The organism is Vibrio sp. HM8-C, from assembly GCF_058630515.1.
Map to the genome: position 1 here is coordinate 562,009 of NZ_JBMMKS010000001.1, position 12,620 is coordinate 574,628.

The window sequence follows — 12,620 nt, forward strand, 5'->3', positions numbered from 1 at the left end:
TCCAAACTTTTCGTTGCCGACAGTCTACTCAATTTGCACTGTCATCTGAATAGCTATTAGCGATTTAGTTACAAATTGACGATCTTCTTGTACAAAGTAAAAAGCCGCTCATCGGAGCGGCTTTTGCTTGAGATTCAGCAATTAAGCTTGTTGATCTTGGTAAACTTTCTCTTCTGCAGATTCTTCAATTAAAGAGTCTACGATCACAGCACATGCAGCATCACCAGTGATGTTTAGCGCAGTACGGATCATGTCGAAGATACGGTCTAGAGCGAACAATAGTGGTAGACCTTCGATTGGAATACCTGCTGCTAGAAGAACCGCTACAACTAGGAATGATGGACCAGGAACACCTGCTTGACCAACCGCACCTAAAGTTGCTGTTACGATGATTGCAATGTAAGCACCGATAGACAAATCAATGTGGAATAGCTGAGCAAAGAAGATAGCGACTAAACCGTAGTAAATTGCGTTACCAGACATGTTGATCGTTGCACCAAGAGGTAGAACGAAAGATGCTGTCGAGTTACGAACACCTAGGTCTTTTTCAACTGTATCCATTGTTACAGGAAGTGTTGCCATAGAAGACGCTGTTGATAGAGCAACGGCTTGTGGTTTCTTCATTGCGCTAATGAATTTCTTAGCTGAAGTTTTGCTGAAGAAATGAATCATCGCTGGGTAAACAATGAAACCGAAAATCAGGATAGCGGCTGTGTAAACAACAAACAGCTTGAATACCACCATTAGGGCACCAAAACCGAATGTACCAACTGCTTCTGCCATCAGACCGAATACGCCGATTGGAGCGATAACCATAACTTTGTTGATCATCCACACCATTGAATCAACGATAGTGTTTACACCGTTGATCACTGGATCGCGTTTTTCTGGGCTCTGTTTAGAGATAGCAATACCTAGGAACAAGCAGAAAACAAGGATTTGTAAAATGTTTGCTTCGTTCAAAGATTGGAAAACGTTAGTCGGAATCATACCGATAACTGTTGCCCAAAACGTAGGTAGTTCGCCTTTTGATGCGTATTCTGCTGAGAACATGCCTTCAACACCAGAAACATCAATACCCATACCCGGTTGGAATACTTCACCCATAAACAGTGCAAGAACAACTGCCAAAGCAGAAGTCACAGCAAAGAAACCTAGAGTAACGAAACCAACTTTCCCTGCAGAGTGGCTATTACCTAGGCCAGCTGCACCTGAAATCAGAGCAACAGCAACCAAAGGAATAACTAACATCTTGATTAAGTTAATAAAGATGGCACCCAACGGAGAAAACATCGTCGCATCGTGGCCCATAGCAGCACCGATTAGGGTACCTAGTACCATGGCGATCACAACTTGAACACCGATGTTCTGTAGTAAATTCTTTTCTTTTAACACTTCCTTAACCCCTGTGCTAACAATTTGTAAATTTCTAGACATAACCACTAACCAATCCTCGATTAATGGAAATTTATGTTGCTCGCGTTTTTACACTTATATTTCACAATTGGCAATATGCATCTTGGTCGGATTTCACGTATTCGCACATTTTTGTTGATGAAATGGTGATTTTTGAGCCAAAGAAAACGTTTGCTTTTGGTTTGGAGAGAAACAACGTTAGATGATTTAGAAATGGTCAGAGGAGAGATGTTAAAGAAAATGATCGATTTCTTTGCTAGTGGCTTGTGCTTGAATTTAACAAAGGCGACGAATAATCGACCAATTTAAATGAATTATAGGGTCAAGAGACCCTAAAATTTTATGACTGGATTGTTTGTTACTTGATTCTTGAAGCTACTTAATCGTGGCTTGTTTCATCGGTGTAATGAAATCGGCCAGAGCTTTCAATAATGCTTCTGGATTGTCTCGATGGGTTTCAATGATTTTCACCACAGCAGAACCAGAAATTGCGCCCGCTGCACCTGCTGAGATTGCCTGTTTTACTTGTTCTGGTTGCGAAATACCGAAGCCAAGTAGTGCTGGTGGAGCATCAAACTGGTTTAAACGGTCTAGCAGCTCATGAACTGGCATATTGGCTTTGGTTTCAGCACCTGTCACACCTGCTCGCGAAAGTAGGTAAGTATAACCTTGGCTTAATGACGCTACGGATTTCAACGTTTCGTCACTCGCTGTTGGTGGTGCGATAAAGATAGGCTTGATGCCAAATTTTTCCGCCGCAGCAACGAAATCAGCGCTTTCAGTGGTTGGTACATCCGCCACAAGCACAGAATCAATACCTGCTTCCTGACAACGTTGATAGAAGTTTTCAATGCCGCGGGCGAAGACTAGGTTTGCATACATCAATAAACCAATCGGAATGTCTGGGTTCTTTACTCGAATCTGTTTGATGAGGTCAAAACAGATATCAGGTGTTGTACCTGCAAGCAGCGCTCGGTTGTTAGCACCTTGAATCGTTGGTCCATCCGCCAGCGGGTCGGAAAATGGGAATCCAAGCTCAAGGGCGTCAGCGCCAGCGTCAATCAACGTCTGCATGATTTGCAGAGAAAGCTCTGGTGAAGGATCGCCAATCGTCACAAACGGAACAAACGCACCTTGGTTTTTATCAGCTAAGCGCTGAAAAAGAGATTGATAACGATCCATTACAGCACTCCTTTCTCTTGTAAGATTTTATCAACGGTGAAGATATCTTTATCTCCACGACCAGACAGGTTAACTACCAGTAATTGTTCTTTATCTGGGTCAGCAAAAGCCATTTTCACTGCATGTGCTAGAGCATGCGAAGATTCAAGAGCCGGAATGATGCCTTCTTTGCGAGCGAGCAACTGGAATGCGTCCAGTGCTTCGTCATCGGTAATGCTGTCGTATTCCGCGCGACCAATCGAGTTCAGGTACGCGTGTTGCGGACCAACAGAAGGGAAATCTAAGCCCGCAGATACAGAATAAGACTCTTCCACCTGACCGTACTCATCTTGCATCAATGGCGCTTTCATACCTAAATAGATACCTGTTTTGCCATGTTTAAGCGGTGCTCCGTGCTGGTCGGTATCAATACCTTTACCTGCTGGCTCGATGCCGATCAGACGAACTGATTCTTCTTCGATAAAGTCAGCAAACATACCAATTGCGTTAGAGCCACCGCCAACGCATGCAATTACAGCGTCAGGTAAACGACCTTCGCGTGCTAGGATCTGATTCTTCGTTTCTTCGCCGATGATGTGTTGGAATTCACGCACAATGGTTGGGAACGGGTGAGGACCAGCAGCAGTACCCAACAAGTAGTGGGTCGTTTCATAGCTTGCAGACCAGTCACGCATTGCTTCATTACAGGCATCTTTCAATGTAGATGAACCAGAATGCACAGGAATCACTTCTGCGCCCATTAAACGCATGCGAAATACGTTCGGGCTTTGGCGTTCTACGTCTTTTGCACCCATATAAACGCGACATTTTAAACCTAATAATGCACAAGCCAGAGCTGTAGCCACACCATGTTGGCCTGCGCCAGTCTCTGCGATGATTTCAGTTTTGCCCATGCGTTTGGCTAAAAGCGCCTGACCAAGAACTTGGTTGGTTTTATGCGCGCCACCGTGTAACAGGTCTTCACGCTTAAGGTACAACTTGGTTTTTGTTCCTTTGGTTATGTTGCGCGTCAGTGTTAGAGCTGTAGGGCGACCAGCGTATTCCTGAAGCAGAGTCATAAATTCTGAGCGGAAGCTTGGGTCTTCTTGTGCATCAATAAAAGCTTGTTCAAGCTGGTCGAGAGCCGGTACCAGAATTTGTGGTACGAATTGACCACCGTACTCTCCAAAATAGGCGTTAAGTTTTGCCATGTTAGTTATCCCTTCATTGCGAACTCCGATTGGTATTCGGAGTAACGATAATAGTCTGTCAAATAGGCTCGTTTTATTGTTAAAAACGAACCATGAAAATTAGTAGTTTCTGATAGCGCTGAACGCTTGTTGTAATTTGGCGGCGTCTTTTTTACCGGGTTCTATTTCAACACCAGAGTTGAGGTCTAACCCCATACACCCCAATGATGCCGCATGTTGTGCATTTTCAGCGGATAGTCCGCCCGCCAACATAAGGTTTGTAATAGTCGCACCTTTCAACAAAGACCAGTCAAAGGAGGTTCCTGTACCGCCACTTTGTGTACCCACTTTGGCATCAAGCAAATGACGTTCAACATTGTTCTCTATGAACGTTGGCAGTGTGTCAGTAACCCCGTACGCTTTCCAAATCTCTACCTGTTTTGGTAGCGCAGCTCGGAGTTCATCGATATACGTTTGTGACTCTTCACCATGCAGTTGAACTGCGTACAAGCCGAGTTCATTTGCAGTATCAGCCACTTCACTTACTGAGTGGTTTTGGAAAACACCCACATATTGCAAAGGTGCACCAGCCATGGTTAAACGTGCCGCTTCGATATCAACATAACGCTTTGACTTAGAAACAAAAATCAGACCACCGAAAACAGCCCCTGCTTGGTATGCTTTTACGGCATCATCAGGATGAGTCAGCCCACACACTTTGTTTTCACCCAAAACCACTTTACGGACTGCAAGCTCAAGATTTTCCTGTGCCATTAGCGCGCTACCGATGAGAAAACCATTTGCGTAGGGGGTTAAGTCACGCACTTGTTGATGGGTATAAATACCTGACTCAGAAATGACGATCGTGCCTTCTGGTAACAGCGGAGCGAGTTCTTTCGTGCGGTTTAAATCGGTGGATAGGTCGCGTAAGTTGCGATTATTAATCCCAATCACTTTTGCTTTTAGTGCAACCGCGCGGTGTATCTCTTCTTCATTACTCGTTTCCGTAAGAATACCCATACCAAGTTCATGAGCAACCGCAGCGAGCTCTTTGTATTCTTCGTCAGTTAGAACAGAAAGCATCAGCAGAATGGCATCAGCGCCGTAATGACGTGCCAAATAAACCTGATAGGTGCTGATCATGAAGTCTTTACACAAAACAGGCTGTGCTACCTGTGAGCGAATACGTGGCAGAAACTCAAAGTTGCCCTGAAAGTACTTTTCGTCGGTCAGAACTGAAATTGCATTCGCGTATTGATTGTAAACAGAAGCGATGTAGTCCAAATCAAAGTGCTGGCGAATCAAACCTTTTGAAGGCGATGCTTTTTTGCATTCCAGAATGAATGCTGTTTTGCCGTTATCCGAATTTTCGTAACCTAAAGCGCTGTAGAAATCTCGGTCTGAAGCAGTCAGCAAGTTTTTAAAGCTTTCAAGAGGTTGCTCTTTTTGGCGCTCTTCAACCCAAACGGCTTTGTCTTTGACAATCTTCGCTAACACTTCCGCCATTTTGGTGTTTTCAACGGTAATGTGTTCAGAGAGTTGCTGTGCCTTTTCGCTATTCACTTGAGTGGCATTAGACATGCTGACCTTAACCTCGCTTCGCTAATTGTTGAACTAATTCGTAAGCTTTACCTGAGTTCATAACGTCAATGGCTTGAGCCGCGTTCGCTTTTAAATCTTCTTTACCAAACAGGCGAAGAAGAAGCGCGACGTTGACAGCAACCGCAGCAAGTTGTGCAGGCGTTCCTTTGCCATTGAGGATATCAGTGATGATGGCGCGGTTTTCTTCAGGCTCTCCGCCTTTGATCGCGTCAAGTGGGTAAGTCTCTAAGCCGAAATCTTGTGGTGTAAGCGTGTATTCCACAATCTTTCCGTCTTTGATTTCTGCGACATGAGTTTCACCATGTACTGCCACTTCATCTAATCCTGAGCCATGAACTACAGCGGCTCTTTTGAGACCCATTTGTAACATGGTTTCAGCAATAGGACGAACCAAATCTAAGCTATATACGCCCATTAATTCTATGTTAGGTCGAGCAGGGTTAATAAGAGGACCTAAAATGTTGAAAATTGTGCGAGTTTTCATGGTTTGGCGGACTGGCATAGCGTGTCGAACACCTCCGTGATATTGAGGTGCAAACAGGAAGGCTACGCCTAAATCATCCAGTGCTTTACGAGTATCATCTGCACTCATTGCTAGGTTGATACCGAATGAGTCCAAAAGATCAGAAGAGCCAGACTTGCTTGAAACACCTCGGTTGCCATGCTTCGCTACTTTCACACCACATGCGGCTGCAACAAATGCAGAAGTGGTTGAAATATTGATGGTGTTTGAACCATCACCACCAGTTCCTACGATGTCTGCGAAATCATAATCTGGGCGAGGGAAAGGATTGGCGTTTGCCAGTAAAGCTTTCGCAGCGCCTGCAATTTCATCGGGTGTTTCGCCTTTAATTTTTAAAGCAGTTAACACCGCAGACATAAGAATAGGGTCCATTTCACCACGAATGATATGGTCGAATAGCTCTTGGCTTTCGCTTTGGGTTAATGACTGCTGTTCGTAAAGTTTGTTGATGATGTTTTGCATGATTCTGTTCCTTTCCTTTATCGCCACTCTCTTTGAGGCTCTAGTTGTTTCGTTGAATGCGCTTGAGATGATTAACTAAGAGCCCAATCAATAGCGTTTTCTAACAGTGTTGCTCCTTGTGTGGTCATGATGGATTCAGGATGAAATTGGAATCCGCAGACCTTGTCTTGTTCATGTACAACAGACATCACTAAACCATCGACTTCAGCTGTGACGGTTAAGTCATCAGTCACATGAGTCGCAACCAATGAGTGGTAACGAGCAATAGCAAGTGGAGATGGTAAACCTTGGTAAAGCGCGTGATTTTGGTGCTCCATCATAGACACTTTACCGTGGACAATTTCACCTGCACCGGCAACAGTGCCGCCGTAAGCTTCCACGATGGCTTGATGACCAAGGCAAATTCCAATCATTGGTACTTTACCTTTCAGGCGTTTTAGAATTTCTGGCATTACGCCTGCTTCAGAGGGAGCCCCCGGACCCGGAGAAAGAACAATTACTGGCTGTTCTAAGGCTTCCACTGCATTTTGAATGGTGTCTGCTGCAATATGGTTGCGATAGATAGTGACCTTGTGACCCAATGAACGGAACTGATCAACTAGGTTGTAGGTGAAAGAATCAAAGTTGTCGATGAATACGATATTCGCCATGAGTGTTCCTCCTACTTATTTTTTTGCGCTTGGTGAGCGTGTTGAATAGCTGAAATAACGGCTTGAGCTTTACCGCGAGTTTCGTCTGCTTCAGCTTGTGGATCAGAATCGAAAACAACACCCGCACCTGCCTGAACCTGAGCAATACCATTCTCAACATAAGCAGAACGAATCACGATACAGGTGTCTAAATCACCCTCACCAGTCAAATAACCAACTGCACCACCGTAGCTGCCACGACGCTCTTTCTCCACCGTACGAATCAGCTGCATCGCGCGAATTTTCGGTGCGCCAGTCAGTGTGCCCATGTTCATACAAGCTTGGTAAGCGTGCAGAGCATCTAAGTCCTGACGAAGCTGTCCAACAACGCGCGAAACCAAATGCATGACGTGGCTATAACGATCTACTTTAAGTAGGTCTGCGACATGGCGAGTACCCGCTTGAGCAATACGAGCAACGTCGTTACGCGCTAAATCCACCAACATCATATGTTCCGCGTTTTCTTTTTTATCCAGACGCAGTTCAAGTTCAATACGGCTGTCTAGGTCAAAATCGATGCTGCCATCTGCACGTTTGCCACGGCGACGAGTTCCAGCTATCGGGTAAATTTCAATCTGGTTGGTTTCTTTTTCGTACTTCAGTGCACTTTCCGGAGACGCGCCAAACAGCGTGAATCGTTCATCCTGCATGTAGAACATGTATGGGCTAGGGTTGCTCTTCTTAAGTTGCTCATAAGCCGCAAGTGGTGAAGGGCAAGGCAGAGTAAAACGACGTGACGGTACAACTTGGAAAATGTCGCCTTTAACTACGTAGTCTTTTAAGTCTCTAACGATATCGCAGAAATCTTCATCACTGATGTTCGTGTTCACCGCTACGTTTGCAATTTTGGTTGCTTCTGGCTGTAACTGAGGGATAGCCGCTTGTTCAGTGATCACAGCAAGGCGATTGATTAGAGCCGTGTGAGTTTGTGTAGTACGAGAAAACGCCGTGGCTTGAAGTTGGCAAGTTTCAGTCTGGTGATCGACAACCATCAAGGTTTCTGCAACATAGAAAACGTAGTCAGGACACTGATTGGTTTGCTCTGCATCACCTAATGGTTCGAAGTTTGCGACCAAGTCGTACGCGAACAATCCACCAATGAAAATCGCGTGCTTATCTTGGTTGGTTAAGTCATAGCTGTGTTGTACTAGGCGTAGGGCATCAAATGAAGAGGCCTCTCTTAAACGAGAGTCTTCATCAAGGGTGTCGCAAGGTGCTTCAAAGTTGAGCGTTAAAAGAGAGCCTTCGAGTGTTGCCGGAATGGCATCAACAATGTTTTGTTTTAGTGTGTTAATCAGTTCTAAGCCGTTATCGGTTAAGGCTTGGAAAGTTACTGTATGGCCCAAACAGGTGATACGTACAGCGGCATCAATTAACAACAAACTCTTCAAGTTCTGCTTTGAATCGATTTCGGCAGATTCAAGTAATAAACAGTCTGTTTTCCCTTCACACAATGCATGAAACAGAGCTGTGGGATCTTGCGTATAAGGGATAGAAGTTTTAATCACTTCCAGCTGTGCAAGTTTTTTAATTTCAATGGCCTTGTTCACAAGACCTCCTTATTAACTTTATGAATTCTTTGATAGTTGGTGTTAATTAATGCTTTTTTTGAAATGCCAACCGTTTGAGATAACAACAGTCTGAGAAACCAACCGATAAAATAAAAGCCCGCTTGATGCGGGCTTTATGAATGCTTTTCTTTAGATTAGAAGTGCACGTCTGCCCGCCATGAATCTGACCACACGCGCCACCAATTAACATTAAGCTCAGCAGAAGCTGTGCTTAAATTAGAATATGGGTTTGTGTTGATTTCTTGTAACATAGCAAGCCTTAATTTGTGCTCTCGTATTTGTGTACTAGTAAACTAGTGCGAGAGGTAAAAGTCAAGCCTTAAAAACAGGCAAAATAAAAAAATATGAAAATAGACTTACATAGTCACACGACAGCGTCTGATGGTCGCATGTCTCACGAACAACTTATTGAACGTGCTATCGGTTTTAATGTGGATGTTTTGGCGATTACTGACCATGACACGATTGAAGCTCTTGCTCCTGCGCGAGCTTATATAGAAGAGAAGCAGCATCCGATCACGCTTATCAATGGCATCGAAATTTCGACAGTTTGGCAAAACAAAGACATCCACATTGTGGGCTTGAACATTGACCCAACGAATCCACAACTTGAATCTCTGATTGAACAACAGAAGCAACATCGTGTTGAGCGTGCGGAGTTGATTGCGCATCGTTTGCAAAAATCGACTCGGGAAGGGGTTTTGGAAGAGGTGAAAACCATCGCTGGTGATGCACCAATCACTCGTGCTCATTTTGCAAAATGGCTGGTGGATGCAGGTTACGCGAAAAATCTTCAGCAAGTGTTTAAGAAATTTTTAACGCGCGATAATCCGGGATATGTGCCACCTAATTGGTGCTCAATGGCGGACGCGGTCAATGCGATCCATGCCGCTGGAGGCCAGGCGGTGCTTGCGCATCCGGGGCGATATGACTTGACGGCAAAGTGGCTTAAGCGCTTAATTACAGCGTTTGCCGAAGCTGGTGGTGACGCAATGGAAGTTGCTCAACCACAACAAGCGCCACAAGAAAGGCGCACTTTGGCTGATTATGCTATACAATACAATCTATTAGCTTCTCAAGGCAGTGACTTTCATTATCCGTCTCCGTGGATGGAGTTAGGTCGTAATTTGTGGCTGCCTTCTGGCGTGGAACCAGTCTGGAAAGACTGGGGAATCTCTTCCCAAGATAGAGTCGAGAGACTCAATAACGAGGACCTATAATGAGCCAGTTTTTTTATGTTCATCCAGAAAACCCACAAGCGCGTTTAATCAATCAAGCAGTTGCAATTATTCGCAACGGTGGCGTAGTGGTTTATCCAACCGACTCCGGTTATGCGTTAGGCTGCCAGTTAGAAAATAAACAGGCGCTTGAACGTATTTGTCAGATTCGTCGCTTAGATGACAAGCATAATTTCACGCTTTTGTGTCGCGATTTATCTGAGATTTCTCTTTATGCTCGTGTTGATAACACAGCATTTCGTTTATTGAAAAATAACACTCCGGGACCATACACTTTTATTTTCAAAGGAACGAAAGAAGTACCTCGTCGCTTAATGAATCCTAAGCGTAAAACGATAGGTATCCGTGTCCCGAACAATAAAATTGCATTGGATCTTTTAGAAGCTCTGGGCGAACCTTTAATGTCGACATCGCTTATTCTTCCGGGCAAAGAGACGACTGAATCAGATCCAGAAGAAATTCGTGATCGCCTAGAACACGCAGTAGATGTGATCCTAAATGGCGGATATTTAGGTGAGCAGCCAACCACTGTGATTGATTTTAGTGAAGAAGAACCACAAGTTGTTCGTGTTGGTGCGGGTGACCCGGTTCCTTTTGAATAACCGAAATTTTAGACAGCATGCGGTTTTGTTAGTCACGGAGTGCAGTGACTTGTAGCGAGTAAAAACTCCACTCGGTTTGGGGATAAACTGGATGCTTTTGTCAGTGTAATCTGTAATAATACGCGACCGCGATTTTCGCCAGAAAAACTGGTACTGAAGTCAGATCGCATACTAATATTTCGACGTCTGAGAAGACGACACAAAGGTAGATAAATGAGCGAAAAGTTACAAAAGGTTTTAGCACGCGCCGGTCATGGTTCTCGTCGTGAGTTAGAAGCTCTGATTAGAGCTGGACGTGTTAGTGTTAATGGCAAGGTAGCTGCGTTGGGTGAGCGCTTAGAAGATGAAAGCGCTGTTGTACGTATTGACGGGCATACCGTATCTGCAAAAGCACAAGAAGAAGTTGTATGTCGCGTTCTTGCGTATTACAAACCAGAAGGTGAGTTATGTACTCGCCATGACCCTGATGGTCGTCGTACGGTTTTTGATCGTCTACCGAAAATTCGCGGTTCGCGTTGGATTTCAGTAGGTCGTCTGGATGCAAACACTTCAGGTCTGCTTCTGTTTACGACAGATGGTGAGTTAGCTAACCGTTTGATGCACCCAAGTCGTCAAGTTGAACGTGAATATCTAGTGCGTGTTTTCGGTGAAGTAACTGAAGACAAAGTACGTAATCTTGTTCGTGGTGTTCAACTGGATGACGGTTTAGCACGTTTTGAAGATGTGGTTTATGCGGGTGGTGAAGGTATGAACCACACGTTCTACGTTGTAATCAACGAAGGTCGTAACCGTGAAGTTCGTCGTCTTTGGGAATCTCAAGAAACGACAGTAAGCCGTCTTAAACGTGTTCGTTACGGTGATATCTTCCTTGATAAGAAATTGCCGCGCGGCGGTTGGATGGAACTCGAGCTTAAGCAAGTTAACTACTTGCGTGAACTGGTTGACCTACGTCCTGAAGACGAAACAATGCTAGACGAGTCGAAAGACAATACCTCACGCAAGCGTGAGCGTTCTCGTAGCCAGAAAATTCGTCGTGCAGTTCGCCGCCATGAAGAGCGCGTAACAGCACCAGCACCGAAAGGTCGTCGTAAGCCAACAACGGCTACGAATAAGTCATCTTCTGGTGAGCATGGTTCTCGTGCAAAAGCTGGCACTACTGGCAAGGGTTCAACTGCTGGTAAAGGACCGACATCTGGCAGAGGTCAAGCAGGTGGTAAAGGCAGAACTGGTGGAAAGCCAGCGCCAAAAAGTACACCTCGTACCCGCATATAGTTCTTATCTCTTTATGAGATAGCCCTATTCTCAAATTTAAAAAATCCCGAGCTTAGCTTGGGATTTTTTGTTTCTAACGTGCGTAAAATCCTTTATCTCATTTTCAGGGTATCTCTATGACACTTAAGCGGGTAGGCGTTTGGTTAGCTTGTACTCTTTGGGCAAGTTCTTTGGCGGCGTCAGATAACTTTGGAGCATTTAAACGTTCGCTTAATGATAAGCCATATGGCTATCAGAAAGTCAGTGATCCTATTGATGCCAACAATTTAAAGTGGGTGGAGCGCTTTGAAATTCGCAACGGTGATTGCGGTTTCCAGACGGGATGGAATGATTGTGAAACAGACAGAGAGCGAAGCGAGCTTTCACAGCAAACCAATCGTCAGAAGGTTGGTGAAACGTATTGGTATGCATGGGATATCTATTTTCCAATCGATTATCCCAGTGTCTATCCGGCAAAAACGGCGTTGGGACAGTTTCATCAAGCGAATGGGAAGCCGATGTTTATGTTTCAAAACCAGACTCACAGCGTCAAAGGAAGCAAAGAGGTCTATTCAGGCGGTTATCATTTAGATCGGCATTCCAATCAAAAGAGTAAAGGCTTTTGGCAACTGATTAGTGAAGAGGAACTTCGAGGTAAATGGCATCGTATTGAAGTGCATGCAAAGTGGTCAAAACATAGCGATGGCTTTTTTGATGTCTGGGTAGATGGCGTGCAGAAAGCTGCGTTTAATGGTCAAACGATAGAAAAAGATCAGGTGTATTTTAAGTACGGTGTTTATCGCTCATATCTATCGAGATACAAGCAGGCGTATAACACTGAAGTTATGCCAACTCAGGTCGTTTATTATCGTAATGTCGTTCGTGGCGAAAGCAGAGAAGACATACAACCTTGAT

Annotated in this window: 12 protein-coding genes; 4 read left to right on the plus strand and 8 right to left on the minus strand. The window is 44.6% G+C overall.

The window, feature by feature from the left end; all coding sequences use genetic code 11:
- Window positions 1-141: 141 nt before the first annotated feature.
- The 8 genes from ACOSVQ_RS02600 to trpL2 form a co-directional block, all read right to left on the minus strand.
- Window positions 142-1,437, minus strand: a complete 1,296-nt coding sequence (locus tag ACOSVQ_RS02600) for a dicarboxylate/amino acid:cation symporter (protein ID WP_491981041.1) — start codon at window positions 1,435-1,437, stop codon at window positions 142-144.
- A 354-nt stretch (window positions 1,438-1,791) separates the two neighbouring features.
- On the minus strand, window positions 1,792-2,598 hold the full coding sequence (gene trpA, locus ACOSVQ_RS02605) for a tryptophan synthase subunit alpha (RefSeq protein WP_491981042.1): 807 nt from the start codon (window positions 2,596-2,598) through the stop codon (window positions 1,792-1,794).
- Window positions 2,598-3,788, minus strand: coding sequence for a tryptophan synthase subunit beta (gene trpB, locus ACOSVQ_RS02610; RefSeq protein WP_165311107.1), 1,191 nt, complete (start codon window positions 3,786-3,788; stop codon window positions 2,598-2,600). Before trpB ends, trpA begins: the two co-directional genes overlap by 1 nt.
- A gap of 99 nt (window positions 3,789-3,887) precedes the next feature.
- A complete protein-coding gene (gene trpCF / locus ACOSVQ_RS02615; RefSeq protein ID WP_491981115.1) occupies window positions 3,888-5,273 on the minus strand; it encodes a bifunctional indole-3-glycerol-phosphate synthase TrpC/phosphoribosylanthranilate isomerase TrpF in 1,386 nt (461 codons plus the stop codon).
- A gap of 82 nt (window positions 5,274-5,355) precedes the next feature.
- A complete protein-coding gene (gene trpD / locus ACOSVQ_RS02620) occupies window positions 5,356-6,354 on the minus strand; it encodes an anthranilate phosphoribosyltransferase (RefSeq protein WP_491981043.1) in 999 nt (332 codons plus the stop codon).
- A gap of 71 nt (window positions 6,355-6,425) precedes the next feature.
- Complete coding sequence (locus ACOSVQ_RS02625; protein ID WP_165311109.1) at window positions 6,426-7,004, minus strand: aminodeoxychorismate/anthranilate synthase component II; 579 nt, start codon at window positions 7,002-7,004, stop codon at window positions 6,426-6,428.
- An 11-nt stretch (window positions 7,005-7,015) separates the two neighbouring features.
- Window positions 7,016-8,593, minus strand: a complete 1,578-nt coding sequence (locus ACOSVQ_RS02630) for an anthranilate synthase component 1 (protein WP_491981044.1) — start codon at window positions 8,591-8,593, stop codon at window positions 7,016-7,018.
- Between the two features lie 155 nt (window positions 8,594-8,748).
- Window positions 8,749-8,865 carry a tryptophan operon leader peptide gene (gene trpL2, locus ACOSVQ_RS02635; protein WP_484606989.1) on the minus strand — a complete coding sequence of 39 codons (117 nt, stop codon included), beginning with the start codon at window positions 8,863-8,865 and terminating at the stop codon, window positions 8,749-8,751.
- A 93-nt stretch (window positions 8,866-8,958) separates the two neighbouring features.
- On the opposite strand from trpL2, the gene rnm reads away from it, so the two are divergent.
- The 4 genes from rnm to ACOSVQ_RS02655 all read left to right on the plus strand — a co-directional run bounded on the left by rnm (window position 8,959) and on the right by ACOSVQ_RS02655 (window position 12,619).
- Complete coding sequence (rnm, locus tag ACOSVQ_RS02640) at window positions 8,959-9,834, plus strand: RNase RNM (RefSeq protein ID WP_491981045.1); 876 nt, start codon at window positions 8,959-8,961, stop codon at window positions 9,832-9,834.
- Window positions 9,834-10,454: an L-threonylcarbamoyladenylate synthase gene (locus ACOSVQ_RS02645; protein ID WP_165311112.1), complete on the plus strand. Its 621-nt coding sequence runs from the start codon at window positions 9,834-9,836 to the stop codon at window positions 10,452-10,454. The genes rnm and ACOSVQ_RS02645 overlap by 1 nt, the downstream gene beginning before the upstream one ends.
- A 213-nt stretch (window positions 10,455-10,667) precedes the next feature.
- A complete protein-coding gene (rluB, locus tag ACOSVQ_RS02650; protein WP_491981046.1) occupies window positions 10,668-11,726 on the plus strand; it encodes a 23S rRNA pseudouridine(2605) synthase RluB in 1,059 nt (352 codons plus the stop codon).
- A gap of 116 nt (window positions 11,727-11,842) precedes the next feature.
- Window positions 11,843-12,619 (plus strand): heparin lyase I family protein, encoded by a 777-nt coding sequence (locus tag ACOSVQ_RS02655; RefSeq protein WP_491981047.1) that lies wholly within the window; start codon window positions 11,843-11,845, stop codon window positions 12,617-12,619.
- The last annotated feature ends 1 nt before the right edge of the window (window position 12,620 follow it).